The organism is Candidatus Nitrosopelagicus brevis, from assembly GCF_000812185.1.
GTDB lineage: Archaea > Thermoproteota > Nitrososphaeria > Nitrososphaerales > Nitrosopumilaceae > Nitrosopelagicus > Nitrosopelagicus brevis.
This window is the reverse complement of sequence record NZ_CP007026.1, coordinates 1,191,207-1,218,030: the sequence shown is the minus strand read 5'-3', so window position 1 is coordinate 1,218,030 and position 26,824 is coordinate 1,191,207. Positions and strand designations below refer to the sequence as shown.

Annotated in this window: 39 protein-coding genes and 2 tRNA genes; 19 read left to right on the top strand and 22 right to left on the bottom strand. The window is 34.1% G+C overall.

Translation table 11 applies throughout. From position 1 onward, the window contains the following. Window positions 1–59 precede the first annotated feature (59 nt). Window positions 60–1,673 (top strand): peptidylprolyl isomerase, encoded by a 1,614-nt coding sequence (locus T478_RS07235; RefSeq protein WP_048106545.1) that lies wholly within the window; start codon window positions 60–62, stop codon window positions 1,671–1,673. On the opposite strand, the gene T478_RS07230 is transcribed toward T478_RS07235, so the two are convergent. Beyond that, complete coding sequence (locus T478_RS07230) at window positions 1,660–3,255, bottom strand: hypothetical protein (RefSeq protein WP_052433949.1); 1,596 nt, start codon at window positions 3,253–3,255, stop codon at window positions 1,660–1,662. The two genes, T478_RS07235 and T478_RS07230, sit on opposite strands and share 14 nt — an antisense overlap. Window positions 3,256–3,368: 113 nt before the next feature. Between T478_RS07230 and T478_RS07225 the strand changes: the two genes are divergently transcribed. Continuing rightward, a complete protein-coding gene (locus tag T478_RS07225; RefSeq protein ID WP_048106543.1) occupies window positions 3,369–4,280 on the top strand; it encodes a transcription initiation factor IIB in 912 nt (303 codons plus the stop codon). Between the two features lie 5 nt (window positions 4,281–4,285). Here T478_RS07225 and T478_RS07220 read toward each other — a convergent pair whose 3' ends face one another. Both T478_RS07220 and T478_RS07215 read right to left on the bottom strand, forming a co-directional pair. Continuing rightward, window positions 4,286–5,602 (bottom strand): cation:proton antiporter domain-containing protein, encoded by a 1,317-nt coding sequence (locus T478_RS07220; protein WP_048107106.1) that lies wholly within the window; start codon window positions 5,600–5,602, stop codon window positions 4,286–4,288. Window positions 5,603–5,794: 192 nt separating this feature from the next. Continuing rightward, window positions 5,795–6,451, bottom strand: a complete 657-nt coding sequence (locus T478_RS07215) for a hypothetical protein (protein ID WP_048106539.1) — start codon at window positions 6,449–6,451, stop codon at window positions 5,795–5,797. Window positions 6,452–6,573: 122 nt separating this feature from the next. On the opposite strand from T478_RS07215, the gene hsp20 reads away from it, so the two are divergent. Continuing rightward, a complete protein-coding gene (hsp20, locus tag T478_RS07210) occupies window positions 6,574–7,107 on the top strand; it encodes an archaeal heat shock protein Hsp20 (RefSeq protein WP_048106536.1) in 534 nt (177 codons plus the stop codon). 44 nt (window positions 7,108–7,151) lie between these two features. Here the strand turns inward: hsp20 and T478_RS07205 are convergent, their stop codons facing one another. Next, the gene (locus T478_RS07205) at window positions 7,152–7,601 is read right to left on the bottom strand and encodes a CxxC-x17-CxxC domain-containing protein (RefSeq protein WP_048106533.1); all 450 of its coding nucleotides are present in this window, start codon (window positions 7,599–7,601) and stop codon (window positions 7,152–7,154) included. Window positions 7,602–7,692: 91 nt separating this feature from the next. Between T478_RS07205 and T478_RS07200 the strand changes: the two genes are divergently transcribed. Then, window positions 7,693–7,986, top strand: a complete 294-nt coding sequence (locus T478_RS07200) for a hypothetical protein (protein ID WP_048107104.1) — start codon at window positions 7,693–7,695, stop codon at window positions 7,984–7,986. Between the two features lie 235 nt (window positions 7,987–8,221). Here T478_RS07200 and T478_RS07195 read toward each other — a convergent pair whose 3' ends face one another. Both T478_RS07195 and T478_RS07190 read right to left on the bottom strand, forming a co-directional pair. Further along, entirely contained in the window at window positions 8,222–8,431 is a 210-nt protein-coding gene (locus T478_RS07195) for a hypothetical protein (RefSeq protein WP_342352453.1), read from the bottom strand. Between the two features lie 178 nt (window positions 8,432–8,609). Then, window positions 8,610–9,257, bottom strand: a complete 648-nt coding sequence (locus T478_RS07190) for a cyclase family protein (RefSeq protein ID WP_048106527.1) — start codon at window positions 9,255–9,257, stop codon at window positions 8,610–8,612. A 53-nt stretch (window positions 9,258–9,310) separates the two neighbouring features. Between T478_RS07190 and T478_RS07185 the strand changes: the two genes are divergently transcribed. Further along, complete coding sequence (locus T478_RS07185; RefSeq protein WP_048106525.1) at window positions 9,311–9,571, top strand: Lrp/AsnC ligand binding domain-containing protein; 261 nt, start codon at window positions 9,311–9,313, stop codon at window positions 9,569–9,571. Here the strand turns inward: T478_RS07185 and T478_RS07180 are convergent. Further along, entirely contained in the window at window positions 9,566–10,711 is a 1,146-nt protein-coding gene (locus T478_RS07180) for an aminotransferase class V-fold PLP-dependent enzyme (RefSeq protein WP_048106523.1), read from the bottom strand. The two genes, T478_RS07185 and T478_RS07180, sit on opposite strands and share 6 nt — an antisense overlap. Window positions 10,712–10,739: 28 nt before the next feature. On the opposite strand from T478_RS07180, the gene T478_RS07175 reads away from it, so the two are divergent. From T478_RS07175 to T478_RS07165, 3 genes are all read left to right on the top strand, one after another. Next, window positions 10,740–11,288 carry a hypothetical protein gene (locus tag T478_RS07175; protein WP_048106521.1) on the top strand — a complete coding sequence of 183 codons (549 nt, stop codon included), beginning with the start codon at window positions 10,740–10,742 and terminating at the stop codon, window positions 11,286–11,288. Window positions 11,289–11,381: 93 nt separating this feature from the next. Then, entirely contained in the window at window positions 11,382–11,687 is a 306-nt protein-coding gene (locus T478_RS07170) for an NADH-quinone oxidoreductase subunit I (protein ID WP_048106519.1), read from the top strand. A 66-nt stretch (window positions 11,688–11,753) separates the two neighbouring features. Then, window positions 11,754–12,248, top strand: a complete 495-nt coding sequence (locus tag T478_RS07165; RefSeq protein WP_048106515.1) for a dual specificity protein phosphatase 23 — start codon at window positions 11,754–11,756, stop codon at window positions 12,246–12,248. Between the two features lies 1 nt (window position 12,249). Here T478_RS07165 and T478_RS07775 read toward each other — a convergent pair whose 3' ends face one another. Genes T478_RS07775 through T478_RS07160 form a run of 3 tightly spaced genes read right to left on the bottom strand, consistent with a single transcriptional unit; the run spans window position 12,250 to window position 13,117 of the window. Next, window positions 12,250–12,402 (bottom strand): hypothetical protein, encoded by a 153-nt coding sequence (locus T478_RS07775; protein ID WP_177313245.1) that lies wholly within the window; start codon window positions 12,400–12,402, stop codon window positions 12,250–12,252. A gap of 6 nt (window positions 12,403–12,408) precedes the next feature. Beyond that, on the bottom strand, window positions 12,409–12,561 hold the full coding sequence (locus T478_RS07770; protein ID WP_177313244.1) for a hypothetical protein: 153 nt from the start codon (window positions 12,559–12,561) through the stop codon (window positions 12,409–12,411). Between the two features lie 19 nt (window positions 12,562–12,580). Further along, window positions 12,581–13,117, bottom strand: coding sequence for a hypothetical protein (locus T478_RS07160; RefSeq protein ID WP_048106513.1), 537 nt, complete (start codon window positions 13,115–13,117; stop codon window positions 12,581–12,583). 44 nt (window positions 13,118–13,161) lie between these two features. On the opposite strand from T478_RS07160, the gene T478_RS07155 reads away from it, so the two are divergent. From T478_RS07155 to cobJ, 5 genes are read left to right on the top strand one after another with little or no spacing between them, the layout of a single operon-like run. After that, on the top strand, window positions 13,162–13,434 hold the full coding sequence (locus T478_RS07155; protein ID WP_048107102.1) for an RpoL/Rpb11 RNA polymerase subunit family protein: 273 nt from the start codon (window positions 13,162–13,164) through the stop codon (window positions 13,432–13,434). A gap of 9 nt (window positions 13,435–13,443) precedes the next feature. Then, window positions 13,444–13,767 carry a transcription factor S gene (locus tag T478_RS07150; RefSeq protein ID WP_048106511.1) on the top strand — a complete coding sequence of 108 codons (324 nt, stop codon included), beginning with the start codon at window positions 13,444–13,446 and terminating at the stop codon, window positions 13,765–13,767. Window positions 13,768–13,801: 34 nt separating this feature from the next. Beyond that, a complete protein-coding gene (gene pcn, locus T478_RS07145; protein WP_048106509.1) occupies window positions 13,802–14,548 on the top strand; it encodes a proliferating cell nuclear antigen (pcna) in 747 nt (248 codons plus the stop codon). Window positions 14,549–14,583: 35 nt separating this feature from the next. Next, the gene (locus T478_RS07140; RefSeq protein WP_048106507.1) at window positions 14,584–15,984 is read left to right on the top strand and encodes an aspartate kinase; all 1,401 of its coding nucleotides are present in this window, start codon (window positions 14,584–14,586) and stop codon (window positions 15,982–15,984) included. Window positions 15,985–16,020: 36 nt separating this feature from the next. Beyond that, window positions 16,021–16,806 carry a precorrin-3B C(17)-methyltransferase gene (gene cobJ, locus T478_RS07135; protein WP_048106505.1) on the top strand — a complete coding sequence of 262 codons (786 nt, stop codon included), beginning with the start codon at window positions 16,021–16,023 and terminating at the stop codon, window positions 16,804–16,806. On the opposite strand, the gene T478_RS07130 is transcribed toward cobJ, so the two are convergent. The 6 genes from T478_RS07130 to T478_RS07105 form a co-directional block, all read right to left on the bottom strand. Beyond that, window positions 16,803–17,849, bottom strand: coding sequence for a tyrosine--tRNA ligase (locus T478_RS07130; RefSeq protein ID WP_048106504.1), 1,047 nt, complete (start codon window positions 17,847–17,849; stop codon window positions 16,803–16,805). The genes cobJ and T478_RS07130 overlap by 4 nt on opposite strands. A gap of 78 nt (window positions 17,850–17,927) precedes the next feature. After that, window positions 17,928–18,422, bottom strand: coding sequence for a winged helix-turn-helix transcriptional regulator (locus T478_RS07125; protein WP_048106502.1), 495 nt, complete (start codon window positions 18,420–18,422; stop codon window positions 17,928–17,930). Between the two features lie 80 nt (window positions 18,423–18,502). Continuing rightward, the gene (locus T478_RS07120; RefSeq protein ID WP_048106500.1) at window positions 18,503–18,889 is read right to left on the bottom strand and encodes a hypothetical protein; all 387 of its coding nucleotides are present in this window, start codon (window positions 18,887–18,889) and stop codon (window positions 18,503–18,505) included. Between the two features lie 53 nt (window positions 18,890–18,942). Beyond that, entirely contained in the window at window positions 18,943–19,518 is a 576-nt protein-coding gene (locus T478_RS07115) for a hypothetical protein (protein WP_048106497.1), read from the bottom strand. A 58-nt stretch (window positions 19,519–19,576) separates the two neighbouring features. Next, window positions 19,577–19,909: a dUTPase gene (locus T478_RS07110; RefSeq protein ID WP_048106494.1), complete on the bottom strand. Its 333-nt coding sequence runs from the start codon at window positions 19,907–19,909 to the stop codon at window positions 19,577–19,579. A 32-nt stretch (window positions 19,910–19,941) separates the two neighbouring features. Next, the gene (locus tag T478_RS07105; RefSeq protein ID WP_048106492.1) at window positions 19,942–20,835 is read right to left on the bottom strand and encodes a PfkB family carbohydrate kinase; all 894 of its coding nucleotides are present in this window, start codon (window positions 20,833–20,835) and stop codon (window positions 19,942–19,944) included. Between the two features lie 134 nt (window positions 20,836–20,969). Between T478_RS07105 and T478_RS07100 the strand changes: the two genes are divergently transcribed. Beyond that, the gene (locus tag T478_RS07100; protein WP_048106490.1) at window positions 20,970–21,398 is read left to right on the top strand and encodes a hypothetical protein; all 429 of its coding nucleotides are present in this window, start codon (window positions 20,970–20,972) and stop codon (window positions 21,396–21,398) included. 54 nt (window positions 21,399–21,452) lie between these two features. After that, window positions 21,453–21,608 carry a hypothetical protein gene (locus T478_RS07765; RefSeq protein ID WP_177313243.1) on the top strand — a complete coding sequence of 52 codons (156 nt, stop codon included), beginning with the start codon at window positions 21,453–21,455 and terminating at the stop codon, window positions 21,606–21,608. Here the strand turns inward: T478_RS07765 and T478_RS07095 are convergent. Both T478_RS07095 and T478_RS07090 read right to left on the bottom strand, forming a co-directional pair. Beyond that, complete coding sequence (locus tag T478_RS07095) at window positions 21,605–22,801, bottom strand: hypothetical protein (protein ID WP_107734678.1); 1,197 nt, start codon at window positions 22,799–22,801, stop codon at window positions 21,605–21,607. The two genes, T478_RS07765 and T478_RS07095, sit on opposite strands and share 4 nt — an antisense overlap. A 4-nt stretch (window positions 22,802–22,805) precedes the next feature. Further along, on the bottom strand, window positions 22,806–23,288 hold the full coding sequence (locus T478_RS07090) for a peptidylprolyl isomerase (protein WP_048106486.1): 483 nt from the start codon (window positions 23,286–23,288) through the stop codon (window positions 22,806–22,808). Window positions 23,289–23,459: 171 nt separating this feature from the next. Here T478_RS07090 and T478_RS07085 point away from each other — a divergent pair, with 171 nt between their 5' ends. The 3 genes from T478_RS07085 to T478_RS07075 all read left to right on the top strand — a co-directional run bounded on the left by T478_RS07085 (window position 23,460) and on the right by T478_RS07075 (window position 24,765). Then, window positions 23,460–23,696, top strand: a complete 237-nt coding sequence (locus T478_RS07085; protein WP_048106480.1) for a hypothetical protein — start codon at window positions 23,460–23,462, stop codon at window positions 23,694–23,696. Between the two features lie 75 nt (window positions 23,697–23,771). After that, window positions 23,772–24,185 (top strand): hypothetical protein, encoded by a 414-nt coding sequence (locus T478_RS07080; RefSeq protein WP_048106478.1) that lies wholly within the window; start codon window positions 23,772–23,774, stop codon window positions 24,183–24,185. A 172-nt stretch (window positions 24,186–24,357) separates the two neighbouring features. Next, window positions 24,358–24,765, top strand: coding sequence for a hypothetical protein (locus T478_RS07075; RefSeq protein ID WP_048106476.1), 408 nt, complete (start codon window positions 24,358–24,360; stop codon window positions 24,763–24,765). Here the strand turns inward: T478_RS07075 and T478_RS07070 are convergent. The 3 genes from T478_RS07070 to bluB form a co-directional block, all read right to left on the bottom strand. Further along, entirely contained in the window at window positions 24,762–25,289 is a 528-nt protein-coding gene (locus T478_RS07070) for an NADPH-dependent FMN reductase (protein ID WP_048107099.1), read from the bottom strand. The genes T478_RS07075 and T478_RS07070 overlap by 4 nt on opposite strands. A gap of 40 nt (window positions 25,290–25,329) precedes the next feature. Then, window positions 25,330–25,404: transfer RNA gene (locus T478_RS07065), tRNA-Arg, on the bottom strand. A 30-nt stretch (window positions 25,405–25,434) separates the two neighbouring features. Next, on the bottom strand, window positions 25,435–26,139 hold the full coding sequence (gene bluB, locus T478_RS07060; protein ID WP_048106474.1) for a 5,6-dimethylbenzimidazole synthase: 705 nt from the start codon (window positions 26,137–26,139) through the stop codon (window positions 25,435–25,437). A gap of 65 nt (window positions 26,140–26,204) precedes the next feature. Here bluB and T478_RS07055 point away from each other — a divergent pair. Beyond that, window positions 26,205–26,279 (top strand) — tRNA-Val (locus T478_RS07055). Between the two features lie 15 nt (window positions 26,280–26,294). Here T478_RS07055 and T478_RS07050 read toward each other — a convergent pair. Further along, window positions 26,295–26,789, bottom strand: a complete 495-nt coding sequence (locus tag T478_RS07050) for a hypothetical protein (RefSeq protein ID WP_048106472.1) — start codon at window positions 26,787–26,789, stop codon at window positions 26,295–26,297. Window positions 26,790–26,824: the final 35 nt, after the last annotated feature.

Here is a 26,824-nt window from a genome sequence, read left to right as displayed (position 1 = left end):
TAGATCGTTAAAAGTCAATTGCAGATCTAATTTTTATTATAGATGGAATTTTGAAAATTATGAATAAAAAATTCTTTTTTTTACCTTTGATTTTATTGATTATTGTTACAACACCTCAAGCCTTTGGAGAATATGAAGATACAATTGTAGTATTAGAGACTGATTCTGGACGATTAATTATAGAATTCTTCCCACAATTCGCTCCAAACCATGTTGAAAACTTTGTAACACTATCTGAAGACGGTTTTTACACTGGAACTATTTTTCATCGTATAATTGAAGGATTTATGATTCAAGGTGGTGATCCAAAATCAGCTGATTCTTCAGTTTCTATGTCTGAATGGGGAACAGGTGATCCTGGCTATTCTATAGATGCAGAATTTAACAGCATTGAACATAAACGAGGAATAGTCTCAATGGCACGCTCATCTGATCCTAACAGTGGAGGTTCTCAATTTTTTATTGTTCATAAAGATTCAAACTTTCTAGATGGTCAGTATACTGTTTTTGGCAGAATTTTAACCAATGAAAGCTTTGAAACATTAGATAGAATTGCAACAATGAACACAGCCCCAAATGATCAACCAATGGATGCATGGAGAGCTATCATAAAAAATGTACAAGTTATAGATCGTTCTGAATTATCAAATTTACCAGAATATGTAACTCCAGTAACTACTGATGAAGGAAATGCTCTCATAGCTCCTACAACAAGTCAACCAAATTCTTTTCCTGAATTTGGAATATCTTTTACTTCTCCTGCAGGTTGGATAGTTCAAACACCACCGCCATCTGGTAGTAGTCCTGATATTGTTGTCGTAGGATCAAAAACATCTACATCAGCTCCTGCGGTATCTTTTGCCATTACTCGTCAAGATGTTACAATTGAAGAAGCAATCAATGGACTGAGACAACAAGTTACTCCTATGATTGAAACAGGCGCACTATCAATTGTCAGTGAAACGGGTACTCAAATTAAAGGAAATGATGCATATCTACTAAAAGCAATTGGTCATTTTGAAAATAGAGAAGGGATAGAAATGAACATTGGGTTTTCAACTCTTTTGATAAAAGTAGATGATATGTTTTACACTGTCCAATATACAAATAATTTAGAAAGTCATGATAGACAATCCGATTATTTCGATGATATTGTTAATTCAATTGAATTTTCAAATATTGACTTTGCAAAAGTTCCTGTTGGTGATGAAGCAGATTTAACTAATCCTGATTTAAAAAACGATCCTGATGGTTCAGGTGGATATGCAGGAACATTACAAACTGAAGAAGAAGGTGGGGGTTGTCTAATTGCAACTGCAGCATTCGGTTCTGAAATGGCACCACAAGTTCAATTCTTGAGAGAGATTAGAGATAACACTGTAATGAACACACAATCAGGTGCAACATTCATGACAGGATTCAACCAATTTTACTATTCATTCTCGCCATATGTAGCAGACTATGAAAGAGAAAATCCAGTCTTCAAAGAAGCAGTCAAGGTAACACTAACACCAATGCTAACATCACTAACACTACTCAACTATGTACAAGTTGATACTGAAGAAGAAATGTTAGGTTATGGTATTGGAATTATTCTTCTAAACATTGGAATGTACTTTGTAGCACCAGCTGCAGCAATTATTGCAATAAATAAAAAACTTAGACAACAATAAGACCAATTTTTATCAAAAATTCAATTCCTGTTGCAAATGTTTTATCATCAATTTGTCCACTTGCCCACCATTCAGCATTAGTCTTAATCCATTCTGGAATATTTGATTCATCTTCTGACTGTGTTTCACTTATAGGAACAACGATAATTTCCTGCTTAATCAAATGTTCAATTCCATCAATAAATGCAGAGTCTGGGATTTGTCCACTTGCCCACCATCCAGCATTATTTTTTACCCATTCTGGAATTTGATATTCCACTGAAGATTTTTCTCTATCAACTATGAGTGGAAACTCTACATTTGCAACTTTACTTCCATCCAAATTCTCGAATTTAACTACGATTACTCCTGAAACATCTGATGGGATGTTCCATTCAAAGTCATTCTTGTTAGAAGGTCTTGATTCTGATGGTTTTGCATCTGAACTTACATTACTTTTAGAAAAAATTTTCTCTCCATTATGAAATATTTTCAATTCATATGGTACTGCAATCGGTTTATTTTTCAAAAACGTATCTAAAATATCATAACGTATAATTGTATATTCTCCAGATCTTAGATCTTTAGTCCACCACAAGTTAACTTTGAATTGACCATTTTCTGTTACACCAGATAATGGCAAATCACTTTCTGGTTTTACCGTCATTGTAATTTTATTATCACTAAACTTATTGTTTGAAAAAATTTCTTGTAACTCTTTTTGACTAACTACTATGTGTACAAGTCTATCATCAGCTGAAAAGTCATCAATGTTTATCATTGATTCAGGCAAATCAAGTCCATTTAATGTTGCAACATATTTTGCAACTAAAAGATCACCATATGTTTTTGGCACTAGTACTTCTTCATGTATCACAGTTGTTTGATCAATTGTATTTTGATTCCATTCAAATGGAAATGAAAATATAATTTCTTTTGTTTCTATGTTATAATCAAACTCTGTTATTTGATCAAAAAATGTTACAATTCCTAACTCTTGTTTTCCATAATTAACATCATCAATTACATATCGTGTAGTTTCTTCTATAGAAATTCCAAGTTCATAATATGCTGGATCAGTTAAAACATTATCGTAACTATTAATTGTTAGAATTGAAATTTCAAACTCGTATAATCCTCCATTCTCAAAAATTTCCCCTTCAAAATTATACTGTTCACTTGCTAATCCAAAAAATGACGCAAATGTTTCACGTTCCATAACTTGTACTTGTTCATTATTTGATGGTGTTAGATTCATTATCAAAACACCGTCATCTCTTTGAAATGTTTCACTAATTATGACATTACCACTTTTGATTAAATCAACTTGAAATGTTACATTATCAATTGCTTGTACTTGGTTTGAATCAATATTTGTAAAAGTTTCAAAAAAGTCAATTGAAATTTGTCTTATTCCTTTTTCTTCTCCATCAATATCGGTGTAAATTGTTGATGAGTTCACCTCTAGTGTAGCTTCTAAATCCCCAATCATTACTGGTGGCATTGTTTCAGATCCAAGTCCGTGGCCAGAAGAATCTGGAATTTGTCCTAGAAATAATGCCCCTATCAAAAAAACTGGAATTATGAAAAATTTAGCATTCATACCATTATTCGATCATTTCTATAATTAACTGATATTACATATTCATCTCAGGCTCAATTTAGGCATGAATAAACAATTAGGATTATAAACTAATTCTGCAAGGGGTATACATTATGGTTAATCAAGGCGCTGCAAAAGATGCTTGCCCACGTTGTGTCAAAGGCAAAATGGTAACAGATAACGAATCTGGCGAAATGTTTTGCTCCAAGTGTGGTTTTGTAATGTCAGAAAAATTACAAGAATCTGGACCTGAATGGCGTTCTTTCACACAAGATGAACATGGTGACAGAGCACGAGCTGGTGCACCAACGTCATTAACAATGCATGACATGGGTCTTGCAACTGTAATTAATCCTGTAAACAAAGATGCATCTGGTAAACCACTTACCGCATCAATGAAAAACACAATTGAAAGATTAAGAACCTGGGACAGTAGAAGTCAAGTTCACGAACCAGTTGACAGAAACTTTAGACAAGCATTCAGTGAACTAAATAGATTAAAAGACAAACTTGCAATTTCAGAATCTGTTGTAGAAAAAGCAGCTTACATTTATCGTAAAGCACTAGACAAAGGTCTTGTAAGAGGTCGTTCAATCTCTGCACTAATGGCATCTGCATTGTATGCTGCATGTCGTGATACAGAAACCCCACGAAACCTCAAAGATGTTGAAATTGCTGCAAATATCAAAAGAAAAGATATTGCAAGATGTTATCGTTTACTTGTAAAAGAATTAGATTTGAAAATGCCTGTTACTGATTCAGTGCAGTGTGTTGCAAGAATTGCAAGTAAAATTGGTATTGCAGAAAAAACAAAACGTTATGCAATCAAGGTTTTGAAAATTGCACAAGATAATGAAGCATCTGCTGGAAAAGATCCAATGGGATTAGCAGCAGCCGCATTGTACCTATCATGTGTCAAGAACGGTGAAGACAAAACACAACGTGACATTGCAGAAGCTGCAAATGTTACTGAAGTTACAATTCGAAACCGCTACAAAGGCTTAAAAGAATCTATAGACGTATAAAGCAATTATTTATCTTTTGTTTCCGTAACAAATCCCCCACTTCCTTCTGGAGGTTCAATTTTCTTTGCACTGCCTAATCCAATTGTTGTTATGATTACAGATGATAATATTATGAAAAATATTATTTGCGGATACGCTTCTCCATTTTGCAATCCCATTGTAAGCGGTATAGTAGCTAACACGGCAGCAGCTAATCCTCTTGGAATCATTACAGATGTAACTTTCTTGTCTAACTTGGAAAATCCACGCACAAGTGCAGTATGTGTAATAATGATTCTTCCAATGTAAATCGCCACCGCCGCCACTATTCCAAATATGACATATTCAATTTGCCCAAAGCTTGCTAGCAATCCTACAAAGACGAAGAAAAATGCTCTAACAATGAATGTAACTTGACTGTGAAGTGAGTTATCTATTGTATGCTCTGGCAGTTTAATTCGTAATTTCTTTAGTAGATACTTTTTGTTTCCTAGCATTAGTCCAAATACAAGTGCGGTCAATGCTCCTGATTCTCCAAATGAGTTTGCCAAGAAGAATAGTAAGAATAGAACTCCTAATGTGAGCATATAGTTGTGTTGTGCATTACTCAACTTGGAAATAATAAACATCCATGGAATTCCAACTCCAAATCCAAGTATCAGGCCAACAGCGATTGCTCTTCCAAGTGTTTCTCCTAAAAGGTCGATACTAAATGAACCTGTAAGAACTGCCTCAAACAAAATGAATGCTACAATTGTTGATAAAATATCAGTTAATGCAGATTCAAAACTAAGCATTGATTTTGCTTTCTCTGAAATTCTCAGTTTTCTTACCAAACCAAAAACAATGATCGAGCTGCTACCTCCAACTATAGTTCCAAGTAGTATGCTGTCGAGCCATTCCCATCCTAAACCATAATGTGCAAATACACTGACAGTACCAACAGCAGCCGCAAATCCCAAAATTACTAGAATCACAGAAAAGTGTGCAGTCTTTAGAATTTGTCCAATCTTTAGGTTATACCCACCATCAAACATGATTATGATTAATGCAAGTGCTGCAAAGTACGGAACAATCTCAATGACTGCAGCTGGTTGTACAATTCCAATTACAGGCCCAATCATAACTCCTAGTATCATCAAAAATGCAATATCTGGAATTCCAGTTTTCTTGAAAAATGCCTCTCCCAAAACTCCTAAAATAATAACAACACTTGCTGCAAGTAACAAAATTGGAGCTGATGCAATCAGTGAGCCCTCGCCCATTGAAACCTCTCCTATGAATCTCTGAATGTTTGCTAGACCATTCAGTATGATTTCCATCCCTGGATTATCAACATCCATCTCAGGCAAAGGATTTCTTTCAAAATATGACCTTACTAAATCTCGAGCATTAGAATCTGCTAATTCCTCAGTATTGATTTTTGACAAAAATCCATCTTTGAAGAAATTTTGAAACTCTTCAAAGATACTCAGAAAAATCAAATTCATGATATTTCAGCCCTTTTAATGCTAATTTAAGATTGCAGTGTAGAATTATCGTGATATTTGAGCACGTAACTTTTCATATGCTTTTGGTGCGTCCTCTTCTTTTAGGACGATAACTAAACCATCTTGGGTAAACAAGGCATCGGCCATATCGATTCCATTGTAATGGAGAATCTCAGTCACAAATGCCATAACATCTGAGCGGCTATGCCCCTCTGGAACTGCCACCTTAATTTTGGCTAATCCTGAATTGAACTGGTTTTCTCTTGGTAGGGATTGGAAATGTCGTCTGACACGGTCACTATCTTCAGTTAGTATTCTGAAAGAATCTCCAAATCTGAAAAATTCAGAATCTGTAAATTCTTTGTGGAACTCATTGAGCATTTTTGCCATCTCATCACCGGCATCTGTCATATTCCAGGATAGGCCCATAATTCCATCAGTGAGGGTTAATCTGGCATCTTTCAAAACTGCATCTTCTGAAACCTCTTCTTTGGCATCAAAAGAGTCAGCATAGCGCTTTATGGCAACTACTATGGTATTCAGATTAACTGAATTTCCCAGCGTCTTTTCAACGTCAGGCTGGATTTTGACTGCTAAAGCGGTGTAATTGATGAGATCCATCTTCATACAGTCGTAAACTGAGCGGTTTCTAGTAATGATTTCTCGCACAACTTCAGGCACAGATACGCCGGTAGTTCTCATAAAGTGTAATATATGCACAGATATAATAACATTATGTAATTATAGACATAAATTGTAACTATTCTCATGAATAGAAAATAAAACTTATATAATGTCATACCTATTACATTATAGAGGTAAATATGACAAGTTTCAACAACGAAATCAATAGAATCTTCAAAGAAATGTCGCGCTCATTTGGAAGTGTTGATGACATCTTTGAGGCTCTACAAAACACTAACGGGGCTTCTGGTCCAGTATACTACGGTTATACCATGACCGTTGGACCTGATGGAAGACCCGTTATCCAAGAGTACGGAAATGTCAAGCCAGACAGTTTACCTACTACAGACGCTTGTGGGTGTGACAACCAGCCACCTGCAGCTACTGCCGAGAAGAGAGAACCTCTGATAGACACTTTGGTTGACGACAAGGAACAAACTCTCAAGATTGTTGCCGAGATGCCAGGTGTTGAAAAGACCGATGTGAAAGTCTTTGTGGATGAAGATATTGTCCATATTGATGCCAAGCATGGCGAAAAAGACTACCATGTGAATGTCCCAATTCATCACAAGGTCGATTCAGACTCTCCAAAAGCTACCTATACGAACGGCATCCTTGAACTAACCTTCAATTTGGATACCAAGCCAAGCGGCAGATCTGTAGACGTACTCTAATCCACTTTTTTCTAATTTTTATTAAAATTCGTGACTAAAAATGACTAATATCTTCCGCGTCCACGGTCGTCTCTTGCCGGTTTCTTCTCTTGGAAACAGTCGTTACAATAAACTGGTTTTTCTCCATTTGGTTTGAATGGAACTTGACATTCTGTTCCACACTCTGCACATGTAGTTGTGTGCATTTCTCTTGGAGGTCTGTCTCTTCCAAATCTTCCACCGCCGCGGCTGTTTCTGCCATATCCTCCGGCACCGCGTCCTCCATCTCTGTCTCTTCCAAATCTTCCACCACCACGGTTTCCACCATATCCGCCACCGCCGCGTCCGCCAAATCGGCCTCCGCCACGGTCATTTCTTGCTGGTTTGTGGTCTTGGAAACAGTCGTTACAATAAACTGGTTTGTCTTGTCTTGGCTCAAATGGAACCTGACAGTCTTTTCCGCAATCTCCACAAGTTGCATCGTGCATTTCTCGTGGTGGTCTATCGTAACCCATAATCTTTCTGACCTCTGAATAGTCAACCCCTACTTATACTAAGGGATCTTGGTCTGATCAAACTTAAACAGCCAAAATGTTCTCATCTGATATGCGATTTTTTGGTAAATCAAAGGAAGAGAAGATGGCTGAAGCACAAGCAAAGCAAGCGCTCAAAAATGGAAAGGATCTCAAACAGGTTCTCACCGCTCTAAAAGAAAATCGCGACCAGATTGAGAAAAGTACAGGTAGAAGACCTGACATAGATGATACAACAAAACTCTTCATGCAAAAGGTTCTCAATGTTTGGATTTCAGAAGGCCGGGATATTGATGATGAGAAATTCTGGGAAGCAGTTGATTACAACAAGCAGTTTGATTTTCCGGTTGAATACTATGAAAGATGATTTTCTAGAAAATCAACAGTTTGGGCAACTAGGACCATAATCCTTCTTGGCCTTACCATGAGCCTTTACCATATGTCTCATCAGTCTATCTGTAGCAGTAAAATTCATTCCACAAATTCGGCATAGTGTGCCAGTGATGACTACTTTTTTCCCTTTATTTCCAAATAGACCCATGACAAATTTCTATGATATTGGTTAAAAAACGTTATTTTGAAAACAAAAAGAGAGAGTGGGTCTATGGTTCCACTACTGCTAGCTTTTCATAGATTCTGTCATAGTAGCCGTTCTTGTCGCTAGCTGGTGCGTAAAATTGTGCGGAAATTACATCACCAACACTTGCTGAACAGTCACTAACTACGACGGAGTTGCCCACTTGGGATTCGCCAACACATCCGTAGTCGGTCACTGCAATCACAGTAATCTCTTCTGCGTATTCTGTTGGCATCCAGTTCCACGGAGCAAGGAGTAGTGTTAGGATTACGGCTGTGCCGACTCCTACCAAACCTAGCATTGCTATCCGCGAAATGCCTTCGTTTTTGAGTGATGTCTGTTGCATTTTCCTCAATGTATTTACGCACTCGCAATATATAACCAAGTGCTAAAAATACAAACTAGTGGTAAATTTAGTCTACTAATGCCATCGCTCTTACTGGTGAGCCTGTGGCATTTTTGAGTTTTAGTGGGGCTACAATTAGATGAAATTTTTCTGAATTAATTTTATTAAGATTTGCTAAATTCTCTACAATCAAAATACCACTTTTTGCTAAAACATGATGAACAGAAAATTTTCCATCTTTTCCCAAATCAATACTTGGTGAATCAATTCCAACAAGATTGATTTTTTTTGAAGCCAGATATTTTGCAGCAGATACTGCTAATCCTGGATTTTTTGAAAAGTAAGATTTCTTGTTTAGATTCTTCTGCCAACCTGTATGAAATATGATAGTTGAGCCATCATCTATCTTTCCAAATTTTTTCTCAAATTTTTGTATGTCAGTTTTTGAAATTGCCTGATCCGAACCTTTCCTAATTTTTATCAAAACAGCCTCTGTAACGAGTCTTTTAGTCACAATTTGATCAATTTTTTGCCCTTTTTTGACAAAATGATATGGTGCATCAATATGGGTTCCTGTATGTGTGCTGAGAAACAGCAATTCTAGGTTGTATCCATCTTTCTCTATACTCTCCCAATTGATGAAGTTAGGTTGAGGTGAACCTGGAAATGTAGGAATTTTTTCAGAAATTGTTAATGTTAAATCAATTATTTTCATTTCTATTGGTACACCAATGAAAAGTTAAATATTGTATTTGAGGCTTTTTGATATTGCCTACCTCATATGTATTGATTAACTCAAATCTCGGGACTGATGTTCAAATTATCAAAGAAGTTAAAGAATTGCTAGCAAGCCAAAGTGATGTCAAACTTGAGATTCAAGGTGTATATGGCGTTTATGATATAATTGTAAAACTATCATCTGATAATAGTGAAAAACTAAGATCAATTGTAACTGATGATATTAGAAAAATTGAAAATGTTCAATCTACCTTAACAATGCTGGTTATCGAACAACAGGAAAAATCATAATTTCTTTAATTCTTCAGTTAGGTTCAAAATCTCATCTTTTGTATTGTATATGTGAGGAGAAATTCTCAAAACCGGTTTTTCATAGATTTCTCTTTTTGCAATGATTATTCCTTTTTGAGCTAATTCTGAAACAATTTTTTCAGGATCCTGTTTCTCAATCTCAAATGAAACAATGCTTGTTCGTTCAGATTCATCTTCTGGGCAAAAAACTCTTGATTCAGAAATTTTCCCAATTTCATCTATGAATAAGTTTGATAAACTTATGATGTGATTTCTAATATTGTTCCATCCTAAATTTTCCAAAAATGTAACTGAGGATTCCATTCCTGCTAATCCTACATAATTTCTAAATCCGGCCTGAAATCTATCAGGTAATTCTTTGTATGTTAATTCCCCATTTTCATTTGTTTCTGCAGTTTCTCCTCCAATGTTGGATGGTTCTAGTAGATCACTTGATTCTCGTTTACAGTAGAACACTCCTGTACCCATTGGGCCACACAGCCATTTGGAACCATTAAACGACATAAAATCACATCCCGTATCTGCAAAATCAAATTCGCCAATACATCCTACAGTTTGTGCTGTATCCAAAAAATAGGGTACATTCTCTTTTTGCAATTCTTTTCCAATTTCTTTTACTGGCAAGATTAAACCTGAATTGTATAGGCCATGACTTAACGCCACCAATTTGGTTTTTTCATCTAATACTTTCTTCAAATCTGAATTCCCAAATCCACCATTTTCATTAACTGGTAAACTTCGTACATCAATTTTCCCCCCAAGTTTCAACCAAGGAAAATAATTTGCATGATGTTCGTGTTCTCCTCCTCTTATTACAATATTGGAATCATTTTCAAACTTCATTCCATTGGCTACAATGTTTATCCCATCAGTCACACTTTGTGTGATTATAATTTCGTCGGGATTGCACTTTACCACTTTTGCAATTGATGTTCGTGTTTTCTCCCATAATCCCTTTATGAAAATTTCAGATTCTGGGGAATCTGGTCCCATTTCTGAATAATCTATGAGAAATTGTTTCATCGCTTCTATGCTAGTCTTAGGCATTACTGAAACTGATGCATTGTTCAGATAGGTTTTATCAGTTTGAAATTCTTCAGAAATTGAATCAAAATTCATTATATATCCGATTCAAAAATCATTACTGTTGGATAAAAACCATACAACATTTGATAATTTCCAATTATTAGAAGAGCATCTAGTTCCTTCTAGCTCAAACCTTCTTTTTTATGAAAATGCATTCTCAAAAATCCAACTAATTCAAGAAATCATATTAAAACAAACTTTCCCAATTTTATACATTGATCTTGATCTTCTTTTTTCTGGATATGTTAAATCAGAACTTCTGACAATCCCTAATTTGACATTATTCACCACATTAGAATCAAAAATTAATGAAATCTTTCCACAAATATTTACAAAAATTTCAAAAGAACCTCATTTTGTAATTTTTGATTCAATTAATGGATTATACAACACTCTTTCCAACGATGCAGATTCTGGAAGAATGGTAAATTCAATTTTGATGCTTCTTGCAAGAAATGTTACTTTCTCAAATTCAATTTTGATCATTTCTGCATTGGCTACAAAAAAAGAAAATGACTGGGTTCTTCCAAATGGTCGTCAAATTCTCGAAAATGAAAACATGAAAAAATTTGTAATTTCTGATCGATCAAAAATAATACTTGAAAATTGATTTCTTTCAAACAGTGTTATAAAAAATTCAAACGGCGTTATAATTCGTAATTTTGAGGCAAATTATATTAAGCTCAAATTACCATAATTTTTCATGCCAGTAGCAATACTACCAGACATCGGTGAGCAAATGTGCATTGGATGCGCACTATGTGTTGAAATTTGTACCTCTTTAGGTCCTGATGTTCTAAGAGTAAAACCAGTCGAAGGCTGGAAACGAGGAAAAGCATTTGTCTTTTATCCTGAAAGATGCATCACCGACGGTGCATGTATCGGAGTTTGCCCAACAAAAGCAATCTTTTGGATGAGACCAATGGACTTTACTGTAGGACAACCTGTCCCATTATACAGAAACTCTGTTTTCGTCAAAGGTTGGGACGACTATATCATGGAAGATTAGTCACCAAACTTCTTTTTATTATATTTTTATTTTATTCTTATATTATGATGTCATATTGCATATCTTATGACCAAAATTGGAGACGCTAAACGAAAACTTCATGGAAAACTTACCGGAAGGCCAGACAATTTTTCGTGGTTGATTGAAGGTAAGCTTGCAGGAAGTGCAATTCCTACCTCCAAAAAAGAAGTTGAATGGTTACAAGAAGAAGGCGTTAAAACAATTGTAACAATTAGAGAAGAACCATTAGATGAGAATTGGGTAAACGAAATGAACTATCTACATGTCTTATCTGATGATATGGGTGTCCCAAGTTTTGAAGATTTGAAAAATTCAGTTGATTATGTACATAAAAAAATTCAAAGTAAAGAACCTGTGATGGTTCATTGTTTAGCCGGTTTAGGACGTACCGGCACAATTCTTGCTTGTTATTTGATAAAATATGAAAAAATGTCAGCTGAAGATGCAATTCAACATGTTAGAGAAAAAAGACATGGCTCAATTCAGTCATATGTACAAGAAGAAATGATTTTCCAGTATGCAAAAACTCTAGATGATTAATCTATTCTGGAATTGATTCAGAAACTAGTTTTCCATCAACAATTTTTATTTTTAATCGTATATCGTCTTTGAAAACTAAGGTTAATCCGCCTTCCTCATCAGGATCCTGGACCTCAATCAAATCCTGCATTCTTATTCCATCAAATTTTACCATCTTAAATCACTCCGGAATTGAGACGGTTTCTATCTTTCCGTCTACTGCTTTAATGAACATGAATCTATTATCTTTCAAAATTATTGTAATGCCGCCTTCTTTGTCTGGTTCTTCAACTTCTAAAACTGGTTGTCCAAGTAATCCATCGTATTTTGCCATATTATTACCTCAAATTCAACTAATTAATACTTATTTCAATCTCATCGGATTGGTTTTTTGCATCTCCTTTCTTTATGTAAGGATGTGTTTCCCATGAAGCAAATGCTTCTGCAGAAATTTTATGATTGCCTGTTCCTAATTCTGATGCATTAAATGTGAATTTTTCCTCAAAATCAAAAAATTCTTTTTTTACATCTTCTTCAGTTAATGCTATGAATGGCTCAAAGTTCTTGGCTACCTGAACCCATATTCTTCTATCTTTCATTGGATTAACCAACTTTGGATTTCTGGTCCAAAAAATTGATGCTTTTCTGTAGGTGTCTATTGGTTTACCCAATTCATGTTTTCGAATGCCACCTTTGGCTAATTTTACACCATACTTCAATTTGATAGTATTATCATTTTCATCATATGCCTGCGTCCAATTTTTCTCATTAAATGCATCCCTTAATCCTCCTGTAAGTGAAAATCTAGCAGTAATGGTAATCTTCTCATCACTTGCGTACTCATCTTTTTCTTTACCAAGAGTCATTGCTGAAATCTGAGTTTCGGACATAATTGACATTGATTTATATCCACAATAAGTTCTTTTTTGATCAATTGAACATACAAGTAATTAATTCAGATGCAAAGGAAGCCAGCTTGGCAATCAAAGATGCTGATATTGGTGCTCTTTACATTATTCAGCATGAGCTACTAAAAGATAAGAATACAGACTTTGCAGGTGTAATCATCAAACATCCATTAACCAATGAAATATGGATGCGAGTTAACTCAAAATCAAAACCAATAACACAAATTTCAGCAGCAGCAGATACTGCTATTTCAGAAGTAGCAAATTTACAAAAACTCATCAATTCAAAAATAAAGTGATTTTAACAGATGAAATTCTGTCCTACCTGTGATGTCAGGCTCAAAAAAGATTCCAATACTTCAGTTTTCACTTGCCCAAAATGTAACTACACAGAAGGTGGACCAAAAATAGAAAAACAATCTGTCTCACAGGAAACAGAATCTGATTTTCTTGTATTGGAAGAAAATGAGGGAAAAGATGTATTGCCAACAATGGAAATTAATTGTGAAAATAAAGACTGTGATCATAATGAAGCTGTATGGTGGATGCTTCAGACAAGAAGTGCTGACGAACCAACAACTCAATTCTTTAGATGTACAAAATGCCAACACACTTGGCGAAACTACGCATAAGGTTTAACTTTAGCATTCACAACAAAAAAGTGATTTGGTTTTTTCAGCTAAAACAAATGGGGCAGAGGAATGGAAAGCAATCATCTCTGCAATTTCTACACTTGTAGAAGAAGCAACATTTGAGGCAACTGTCGAAGGAATCTCCTTCAGAGGCATGGATCCATCTCATGTAGCACTAATTGATATCAATTGGCCAAATTCTGCATTTGAAAAATACAACTGTGACAGTGACATAAAATTTGGAGTTCGCATTGATGAATTTTCAAAATTAATCAAAAGATCTGATAAAAGTAATTCAATTGAAATTAACATATCTGACGATAATATGCTTCTAGTCACAATAGGTAAAAATAAAAAATACAAAATGAGATTAATTGAAAGTTCTGCATCTGATACTCCGCTTCCAAAAATTGATTATGATGCAAAAATATCACTAACTGCTTCTGCGTTAGATAAAATTTTAGGCGATGTACAAGTAGTTTCTGACTATCTTACTATCACATCAAATGAATCCTCTGCAACGTTTTCTGGCAAAGGTGACTCTGGTGAAGTTGACATTGCACTAGAAACCGGTCAGGATGAAATACAGGAATTATCCGTAAAACAAGAAAGTACCGGTACATACAGCCTCGAATACCTAAACCCAATTATCAAAGCAGTTGGTGGTAGCGTTGAAGCAGTTACATGTGAATATTCTTCGGCAAAACCACTAAGAGTTGAATTCAAGGTTTCAAATTTAGGCCAAATTCATTTCTATTTAGCTCCTCGTGTTGAGAGTTAAAGAATTTTAAGACCAATTGTTCAAGTGAAACAGATTTGAAATTAGTAGTAAAGTTTGGCGGAACGTCGCTCGCAACCGTGAAGGATATCAAAAACGTAGTGAAAACTGTAGATAAAATAGCAAAAAAGAACAAAACTGTAGTTGTATGCTCTGCTGTTGATGGAACAACTGATGAACTAATCCAAATATCACTGTTAGTAGAAAAAGGAAACAAAAAAGACGCAAACAGAATGCTTGCAAAAATATCTCAAAAACATAAACAATTTGCTGACCATCTTATCACAAATCCTAAAATTTCAAAATCACTTTCAAGCAAATTGAATTCTGATTTATCTGAATTAGAAGAGTTAGTTAATGGATTAATTCTACTAGGAGAAGTAACACCACGGTCATATGATTATCTAATCTCTTTTGGCGAAAAACTATCAATTGATTTGGTATCATTTTCATTACAAGAATTGAAAAACAAATCTATGCCGTTAAGTGGTAAAGAGGCAGGAATAGTTACTGACTCCAACTTTGGTGATTCTCGACCTCTTATGGATACAACAAAAATCCGTCTCTCAAAAACAATTAATGAACATTTGAACAAAAACCTTATTCCTGTTGTAGCCGGATTTGCAGGAGCTGATCAACATGATCATACTACTACATTTGGTCGTGGTGGCTCTGATTATACTGCAACTATAATTGCATCGTGCATTGATGCAGATGAAATATGGCTTATGAGTGATGTTGAAGGAATGATGACAGCAGATCCAAAGTTGATAAAAAATGCAAAACTTCTCAAACAAGTTTCATATTCTGAAGCAATTGAGATGGCTAGATTTGGTGCAAAACAAATCCATCCACGAACATTTGAGCCATTATTATCAAAAAAGATTCCAATGCGAATTAGAAGTAGTTTTGATGTAAATAATCAAGGAACTCTTGTTACATTACCCCATTCCAAATCTAAAGATCCTGTAAAGTGTGTGGCTGCAATTAGAAAAGTGGGATTACTTGATTTGACAGGTGGTATATTGTTTGCAGGGCCAGGTGCTGCTGCAAAAATATTTTCAGTTCTTTCAAAAAATGACATTAATGCAATGATGGTATCATCAAATCCATCTGAATCAAGTATAACAATTGTTGTGAAAAAAGAGGATCTTCACAGAGCAGAAAATGTTTTAGAAATTAATTTGCTAGGTACAACTCTCAAAAAAATCGAAACAATTCCAAATGTTGCTATAATTGCAGTAATTGGTTCTGGAATGAGAGGTAAAGTTGGAATAGCATCCAGAGTATTTCTTGCAGCACAAAAATCAAACTCCAATGTAATGATGATTGCTCAAGGTTCATCAGAACTAAACTTGGCATTTGTTGTGAAAGATAATGATTGCAAGGCAGTTGTAACATCTCTACACAATGAATTCAAACTAAATACCATAAAGTAAGATAGGGATAAATTATTCAATCAATCTTCATTTTTCATGGAAGGTAAACTGTACATTGTTGGAGTTGGTCCAGGCCATCACGATCATATGACATTTCGAGCAAAACAGGTTATTGAGGAAAGTGATACTATTGTTGGTTATACAACTTATGTGAATCTAGTCGAAGATTTGATTCAAGGAAAAGAAATTCACAGCTATGCAATGACTCAAGAAGTAGAAAGAGCGCATCAATGTATTGATTTAGCTAAAGAAGGAAAAGTTGTTTCACTTGTTTCAAGCGGTGATCCTGGAATCTATGGAATGGCTGGATTAATTTTTGAAGTACTTGCAGAATCTGGTTGGGATCCAAAAAGTGGTTTACATGTTGAATTAATTCCTGGTGTTTCTGCATTGAATTCTTGTGCAAGTATTATTGGTTCTCCCTTAATGACAGACTTTGCAGTTTGTAGTATGAGTGATCTGATGGTTCCATGGGAAATCATTGTAAAAAGAGTAGAGGCTGCAGCACAAGGAGATTTTGTTTTAGTAATTTACAATCCTAAAAGTAAGAAAAGAGTTCATCAATTACAAGATACACGAAAAATCTTACTAAAACATAGAAAACCAACAACACCTGTTGCCATAATCAAAGAGGCATATCGTGACTCTGAGACTGTAATTATTACTGACTTGGAACATATGGAAAACTATTCTGAACAGTTAGGAATGACTAGTACTGTTATAGTTGGCAACTCATCAACTTACAACTTCAAAGATTTGATGATTAATCCACGCGGATACAAATCAAAGTACAATTTAGAAGAGCCAGAAATTAAAAACTAGTGACTATTTTTAATTAGTTCAAACAACTCATTACTTAATGAAATTTTATCTCTAATAGGAGCAATTATCTTCACCATATGTTCTCCTACTGTATTTTTCAGATCACCTGGGTGCAAATTCTTTTGAGCAAAATCTGCCTCTAACTCTTCATACGAATTGTATGTTACATTTCCTCCAAACTTTTCAGGTCTTTCTATTGATATTGAATCATATTCATGAAATACAATTTGTCTTGCAATTTCTAAAACAGGATTATTTTCTGTTAGTCCTTCTTCACACCAACCTTTGTTGATTTTCTTTTTAATCTCGTCATCTGAATTGTGTATGAAAATTCCAGAGTTTGGGTCTGATTTACTCATCTTTCCTAGCTCTGTTGTAGAGTCACCTTTTGGTTGTGTTAATCCTGGTAATAATGAATGATGTACAGCAACAGGAACCTTCCATTTCATTTTTGGGAAAATTTCTCTAACTAGCATGTGTATTTTTCGTTGGTCCATTCCTGCATGAACAATATCTAAATCTAAAGAATGAATATCAGCTGCCTGCATCGGTGGATAAAGTAATTTTGCTAAATCAATTTTTTCCTCGTTTTCTGATCTTCCCATGATTGTCAAAGTACGCATTGTTCTTGCAAGAGTCATGTGTTTTGTAAATTTCACAAGTTCTGCCCAGTATTCTTTTTTAGAATCATAAAGATCTGTGCCCATTACGATGTTTACTCCTGGACAAACTAATCGAAATGCATCTGCATAATATTTAGAAACTTTGGAAATTGTTTCAAGATTTCCACCAAGTTTATCGTTAATCAAGGTGTGCCAGTCTGCCAAAAATACGGTACAGTCAATTCCTGCTTTCATAAAGTCATTAATTTTAAAACCTGTGCTGATTAAACTTCCAAGATGTAAAAAGCCAGATATCTCTAATCCTATGTAGTGTTTTGGTTTTGAGTTTGTGTTTAAAAGTTCAATTAACTCTGCTTCATCTTTTACAATTTCTTTTGTAGGAGGTCTTTTGATTAACTCAACTTTTTCTGTAATGTCCATTTTAACAGATTTTTCTTTTATTTATCTATAAAGTCTTGTATTAATCTTTGAAAGTAAAAGCAGAAATTTTCTTACACACTAAAAATCCAGCATCTCAATTGTATTTTCTGAAAGTTTAGTTAGTGATTCTGGATAATATTCACCAAGTATTCCTTTGATTTGCTCTGGATTTTTTAATGAATATTTGTTTGAAGGAATATCGTATTTTTTCTCAACAATTTTCTCTCTGAACAACTCATTGATATTTACAGATACTACTGAAGGTGATTTTTCTATGAATTCTCTAATTTCTTGTGATGTAGCAGTCTTTTTTTTCAATAAAAATAAGATTATTTTTTTCTGGCTGTCCATAGTTAGATATTTGCAAATTTTTGCCTCCTTTTCTTGTATGCCTGCAGGGTATAGGCGTGTAACTCTTGGTGCTCTTTCTAATTCTATGCTTTTTTCTTCTACTAGTTTTTTTACATAGTGACTTAGTGTACCGTTTCTAATGTTTGAAATTCTCATAATCTCATTAAATCTAATGCCCGGATTTTTCTCAATAATTTCTAAAACAATTTCTCTTCTATCCAATCTTTAAATCCCAACTTTGATAATGAATTTCTTTGTTAGCAGTATATGTAGTTATTCTAGATATTTAAAATCAGGAAATGTTAATTTTTTTTATAAAAAACACCAACAGCAAACAGTATTGTCATTATCAAAATTGAAAAATCTAAAATACTTTCACTTGCAGATACATTTTCCAAATCACTTTCTTCAAAAATTTTCACATACATGAATACTGCTTGTCCAAATGCTAAGGCTGCAAACCCAAATGAAGAAAATAACATTCTTGCCATCTTTGATTTTTTGTATCCTATTCCCGCCATAATTGTAAGAAATGCGGCCAAAATGAAACTAATCTGATGTATTACAACATGAAAAAAATCAGCTTGTAAAATCTGATTTACAATTAGAGGTATTGATAAAATTACAACAGAACCAATTATAGTAATTAGAAAAATTGAATACTTTTCTTTAAAAACTGTATATGCCACATTCTGATTTCTGTTTGAGAATATATAACAAAGGTGAAATTTTTGAAACTACTTTACTCGTCAGGTATCATTTCTTCTTTTGATTTTCTAGGTCTCGTACTAAGATAAAATGCGTGTGCACTAATCAAAAATCCTACAGACCAAATTTTTGTTGCAAATATTAGGTTCCATGGTCTATCTGGATCAGGATAATCAACTATCAATCTATCAATGTCTGGTGTTGTACCATCAATTACCATCTGTGCTGTAATTTCTGCATTAAGTACAGTAAAACTCCACAAAACTTCGTACAAACAAATTACTGCAAATCCTAACAACATTAGTTGCAGCAAAGCCATTCTGTATGATTGTAATCCTACAGTTTTCTTCCAACCAATTCTTGAAACACAATACCAAGAAATTACACATGCAAATGATAACCACGTTGTTAGATTTGCAAATCCTTCAAATGGAACATGCGTGTTCACTAAAACTTCTCCCATTACATAATATCCAGTTTCTTGCCACTCTCCAACCATCATGACTACACCGTAAACCATGATGATTCCCATCATTGAGGCAGCAGCATAAAATATGTACAGAAAAACTCTGTACTGTTTGTCTGTTTCATGTAGGTGTCTTGGTTTCAATTCATCGATTTTTAATAGACCTACTATAAAATTATTTCAATCATATTATATGATGAAATTAGTAACCGTCTTTCTGTCGTTGTCTGTTAATTTCATTTTTTCTTTCGTATTCCTTCAAGATATCATCAGGCGTGAGATTTAGCTCTAGCGATGCCTGAACAACAAAGTGCCAAATGTCTATTAGCTCTTCTCTGGCTTCGGCTTCACTAAATTCAGTTGGTGTCTTCCACCACTTCCAGTTTGTTGTACGTTGTAGTTCTACTGCTTCATGCATTATTGCAGTACATAATGCAGAAACCTTACCTTCCGTATCTTTCGGGTATCTGTCAAGATTCATCATATTCTCCAATCCTTTCTGCATAGAAAAAATTGAATCCAGTCTGTCTTCCATAATTTATAAAAAAAAATCTTATCTATAACTCTTCAAAAGGTAACCATTTTTTCATATTGCTTTATTCTTTTTGAAATATCTGATTTTTTCAAAGATGTTAATCCTGCTAATCCATATTTTTCAACAGCAAATGATCCCATGACATTTCCATAAATGATTGATTTTTTTATTTCAGAAAAACTAGTTTTGTTCTTTGCAGCTAAATGTCCAATCATTGCACCTGCAAAAGAATCTCCTGCTCCTGTTGGGTCTACAACTGATTCTAAAGAAAATCCTACTGATGGAAAAATTACATCTTCATGAAATAGTAATGCCCCATGTTCTCCTTTTTTAATAACAACATAGTTGGCCCCCCAACTCATCATTTTTTTTGCACATTTTATCAAATTATCTTCTTTTGTGAGGAGTTTTGCCTCCTCATCGTTAATTACGACGGCATCAACTGATTTTATCATTTTAATTACCGCATTTCTTTTTGTAGCAATCCAAAATTCTATTGTATCACACATTGAAAATTTCACATTATCAAATTCTTTAATGATTTTTGCGTTTTGTTCAGGGTCGTTGTTTGCTAGATAAACAAATTCTGATTTTTTATATGCATCAGGTACAGTTGGTTTGAAATCTGCTAGTACGTTTAGTTCTGTTTTGAGCGTTTCTCTAACGCTCATTGTCGCATCATATTTACCATCATATCTGAATGTCTTTCCATTTAGAACAGTTAGTCCTTTTAGATCAAGATGATTTTTCAATACCGTATGATATTTTTTAGGAAAGTCACTACCAACAACGGCAATTAATCCAGGTTTTGTGAAAAAACTTGCTGAAATGGCTGCAAATGTTGCTGCCCCACCTAGCACATTTTTCAGAGTTTTTTTAGGAGTTCTAATTGTGTCTAGCGCAGTAGATCCAAAAACTGTTAACATGTATTTTTTAGCAGAAATTATGTATAAATCCCTTGTCAAAAAAATTTCTTGTTAGTAATTTGTGTATATCTTTTGATTATTTCTCTAAGCTACTTTGAGCTAGTAAAATAAATCAATAATTGTGTAGATTACACATGGCAAAAATACGAATCAAACAAGGTCCTAATGAAATAGAGATTGATTCTAGAGATTTCTACGTTGATAATGATTCTGCTGCTGAGGTAATTGAATCACTAAAGCAATTACTTAATGAGAGATCGCAACCTGATGTCATGGGTTCATTAGAAGATGCTGAGTTTCACGAGCCTGAATTCTCATCACCATCTACAATTGCAGTAGATGATATCAAACACAAGTTGAGAATTTTAGCAAAAGATTCTTTCTTCGATCAACCAAAAACCGTTGGAGAAACAGTTGCACAAATGTCAGAGTATGGTTGGACTGCAAGTCCATTTGATGTATCAGTTGCATTAACAAAGATGGCATTTAGTAAAGAATTTCTAAAAAATACAGTAGACGATAGAAATCAATATGTTTCAAAAGAAGCACTACTAACTAATTAGAAATAAAGTCTAATCTTAGATAATCTATACATACTGTAAGAGCTATATCATACCATGGATGAAAAACAAGAAATTCCAAAAGAAATTGATGATCATTTCAAACTTTTTGGTAAAGAACCATGGGAAATAGAATATGGCGACAAATGTCCTATATGTAATTCTAGATTTGATGAGTTTGAAGGATGTGCTTGTGATTCAAAGGGCGACTAGTTTTTCTTTAGTTTAAAAATAACTCCTCCAATTATTCCTGCAATAATTACGCCTACAATAATTGCCAAAATCATTGCATTATCTTCAGAATTTTCCACCTGTCCTTTTTTCAAATCATCTGCAAAAGATAATTTATTCACCATTTCTTCCTCATTCATTTGACCAGATTTTTCCGCTAGTTCTGAAGCTGCTTTGGTTCCTGGAATTGGAAGTGCTAACCCTTTTTCTTTTTCTTCAACTTCATTTTTTACTTCTCTTGCTTTGATATTTTCAATTTGATCCAATTTTTTTTGATGTTCTTCTGGTGTTGCACCTACAATTGAAACAGTTCCTTCACCAAATGTTCTAAATGATACATTGACATGTGTCTCATCTTGAGAAAATTCTGTTTTTCTAATTTTATCAACTTGATCTAAATCTATGTCATCATTTTCTGTAAAGTAGACTTCAAATGGATTTAACAAATATTCTAAAGGAATTTTTAAAACAAATAATTGATCTTCACTAATTACATCAAAATTAAGTAATTGTGCTCCTCCGCCAATAAATTCCATTTCAGAAATTTTTCCATTTGATAAGAAGTCTATTGTAAATTTATCATTACTGAAAGGAATTTCTTTTGAAGAAAATTTTTCAGTATCAAAATATTCTAACACCATGTTACATCCAATACAATTAATTCCCTTTGCTTCACTAACATCTATTGGTCTGGAATTAGCAAAAATTAATTCAATGTCATCTTCAATCATCACTGTTATGTCACTTCCAGATTTCAATTCTTTTGTCCATAATCCATAATCTAATTCCATGAAATTATCTAAAGTATATTCTACAATCAAATCATAATTTCCTAATTTTTGATTCAAAATAATGTATTTTGATTCTTCAAATGTTTCTGCATCATATGAGAAATTTAATTTATCTCCATCCTCATCTACTACTGTCAAATTTGAATGAGCACCTGATATTACCTCGATAACTCTAGGCCTATTCTCACTCCATGCACCTGTTTCTATTACATGTTTAACCTGAACATCTGAGTATTTTCCTACTTCAAAAATTATTTCTTGTTGTTCAATTAGTACAGCATTTTTTTCTGCAAGTAAAGAATCTAAATCATCTTGAGCAAAAACTTGAGGTGAAATTGAGATTAATACAATTGAAAATATTATGAATAAAAATTTCTTTTCCAAGATTTTACTCTGAAATTGAAACTTTGAGCATCTTTGCATCTTCATGAGGACAGTCATTTCCATCCCTATCAAGACTTTCTATTTTATGTGCAACATCCATTCCTTCTGTTACTTCTCCAAATACAGTGTATTCTCTATCTAGAAATGTACTATCTTTTGTTACTATGAAAAATTGTGAACCAGCACTATCTGGATCTGTTGCTCGTGCCATTGAAACAATTCCTTCTAAATGTGATCTACTACTAAATTCAGCTTTAACATTGAATCCAGGTCCTCCCATTCCCCATTGACTTTTCATGTTTGGGTCTTTTGTATTTGGGTCTCCACCTTGAATCATAAATCCAGGAATTACTCTGTGAAATAATGTTCCATCGTAAAACCCATCGGTTGTTAATTTTACAAAACTTCTCACAGTTTCTGGTGCTAACTCTGGTAACAAGTTAAATAAAATATTTCCATGATTGGTTTCTATCTTTACACTAGTCAATATCGCATCGACATGCGATTATCATAATAACCTTTTGTTCATTAATTATTTTTTCAATGAAAACCTTTTATCATTGTAATAATTTCATGACTTTTTTTCATAAAGCTGCGAATGACGTTTCTACAATTTTAACAATTGAAATTTTATATAGATCAGTATTACACGATCCTTGTGAATCGTACTAATCAAAGCACTGTAATCAAAGCAGCAATCAATTCTCTGCTCGATAAAGGTGTAACAGACAAACAAGATATCTATACTAAAGTCGTTGATGAATTAGGAGTTCCAAGACCAACTGTAAGAAGAGTTGCTCGTGATTTGAGAAACGAACTATTAGAGAAAATCCAAATCTTACAGTCTGATACTAAAACATCAACTGCTACTGTAGAAGCAACTGCAGAGCAATAATCCTCTTTTCTATATCGATCTAATTCTAAAAATCTACCATTAACGTTATATTTTGGATATTTTTCTTGTTGAACAATGGGTTATGTGAAAAACCATCTTGCTACGCTTGTTTCTGGCGTATGGGCAGCTATTTTGACTGGATTATACTTTCCATTAGTTGACTTTGCACCATCATTATCATTCATCTTCACAATGGCTGTACCAATCATGTGGTTCATGGTGTTCGTCATTTGGATTGCTCAATTAGCAGCAGATCGCAATCATGGAGCCGATCATTCTCATGACGAAAAAAAAAACAATGAGTTAACAGAAAAAGAAATCACCACATACAAACTAGGATTAGAAAAAGATCTTTCTGATGTACATGATGCAAAAGATGAAGAAATTACACATCTAAAAAACGAAATTGAAAATCTAAAGACCAAAGTTGAAATTGAAACAATTCGTGCAGAAATTTATAATCTAAAGATGTTAGCACAACAAAAATAATTATTCTTTACAGTGTTCACACTTGAATTCAAAATTATGGTTCTTCTTACAACTAGGACAGCTCTCTGCTCCACCAAAGTGACATTCGCATAGACATTTCTGTTCTGGTTCTATTTCCATCATGATGATTTATCAGTCATCTTAATATATTATTGATGCAATATTTTTTTTAATGAAGACAAAATATGGAATTTTTGCCGGATTATTTGTTTTAGTTGCAATGATTGGAATGTCACCATCATTTGCAGACTCTAACACAACTGTGCTATCTACCAATGATGGTGTACAACTAACAAAAACAGTTGTACCAATGTCTATTCCTTCTGACAACACAATGCCATGGGGATTCATTGAGGGTACAGTAGAAAATCATGCAGAAGGTTATCCTGTAATACTTCAAATCTATCAAAATGATGAACCAGTTCATTTTGCACAAACAAATGTAAATGAAGATGGTACATACGAATACAAATTTCGTGCAAGAAATCTGGATGGAAATAATGTAGTTACTGTTTACGAAGGTAACTATGAAGTTAAAATCTTCAAATCAATCCAAATTACAGGTCAAAATCTAATCTAATCTTTTTTTGCTATTCCTAATGTTTTATCTACCATTTCATTTAATCTAGATTTCACTTCATCATCTGAAATCTTTCCATCCTCAATTGCTTCTCCTGTTGAATAGACAACGGTAGGATTTGTAATTACTCTGAAATATGACATTAATTGTGTAAATAATGTCTGTACATCTCCAAAGCTAATTGTTCCTCCAGCAACAATTGCCAATCCTGCTGTTTTTCCTTCAGTTTCTTTGTAATTTATGAACTCAAAAATATTTTTCAAGGCTGCACTAAACATAGAATTGTAAACTGGTATTCCTACTAACCACACATCTGCGTCTGTTATGTCCTTGGCTGCCTGTAACGTTTTTTCATTGTAATTAACCTCATTTGCAGCTCCTTTGAAAGATTCAAAACCATCTTCGGCTAAATTGATAAATTTTACCTCTACGTCTTTTTGATTTACATATTCTAGTACATGTTTCATCATGATCTGTGTATTCCCATTTTTTCTTGGACTTCCCGATAAAACTACAACCTTCATGTTCTTCTCCCATTCATACATAATTTAAGTAATAAAAAAGCGGGCTCGAAGGGCTTCGATCCCTCGACCTATAGCTTAGGAAGCTACTGCGCTATCCATGCTGCGCCACGAGCCCAGCAGAAAAATAACTTGAAATAATTTAAGCTTACTTGAGATTGGATTCAATCATTTTTTTAATTATATTCCAAGATTCGTCTTCTTTTTGTTCCCATTTTTCAAAATAAATGACATCTTTTAGATCTAATCTTGGAAGCCAACCTGAGCGTTCTAAATCTGGCTTTGCTTCAAAATTTGTTACATGTCCAAGACAAAGATATGCAACAGGTACAATATGTTCAGGTAAGTTCAATTCTTTTCTTAATACATCATTAGATACTATACTGACCCACCCCAAACCAATATTTTCTGCTCTTGCTGCCAACCACAAATTCTGTATGGCACCACAAACACTGTAAATTCCTGCTTCAGGAATACTTGTTGTTCCAATAATGAAAGGTCCAAATTTTGTTGGATCGTATGTAACGCAAACATTAACGTCTGATTCCATTATTCCTTCTAACTTTAGAGAAAGATATTCAGATCTTTTTGGGTCTTCAACTAATTTTGATGCCTTCTCATGTTCTTTTTGAAAAGATTCTTTGACTTTTTCTTTTGTTTTCATATCTTTTATCAAAATAAAGTTCCATGGCTGTGAGAATCCCACAGATGGTGCGTGATGTGCAGCATGAAGGATTTTCGTTAATGTTTCTTCATTAATTGGTTCTTGTGTAAAATGTGACCTAACATCTCTTCTAGAGTAGATTGCTTTGTAAAATCCTGCCTTTTCATCATCTGTAAATTCGTCGTTCAATTTTCTAGCCTCATTTACATCACCTCTTAAACGTTAATAATGTTCTTTCAAATTTTTTAATTCACGGGCCGGTGGTCTAGTTTGGTTATGATACTGCCTCGACACGGCAGTGATCGAGAGTTCAAATCTCTCCCGGCCCACTCTAAATTTTAAAATTAAGATCTAGTATCAAAATCTAGTTCAACAATGCTCCATGCTGATTCTACTGTCATCATACCTGTTGCACTATATTGAATTGTTTGCCCACTAATTATTTTGTCATAAACGGTTTTGTTAATATCTGACATTACAATAGTTAATTTATTTTTTAATGGAATCTCTGCATCAGGATAAAATGCTGCACGACCTGGCATTGCCACATCTTCTGTTGAATATGTTCCCTGACCAATTTGACTTCCATCAGCATACAACTGATAGGTAATTACTGGCACAGTAACTGTAACTTCACCTGGATTTGCTACAAGAAATATAACTTGTAGTGTTGCACGGCTCTCAACACTGTTCACATCTGTTAGTTCAACAGATTGTAATTCAATTGTAGCCATAGAAAGATCGTCATTATCCAAACTTGCATAATAAACAATTCCTCCCATCATTCCTAATAATGCAACAATTGCAATAACAAGTATCGAACGACCTGGTGGATTCATTAATAATTTTTTTTATTTTATACTAAAAAACCTTG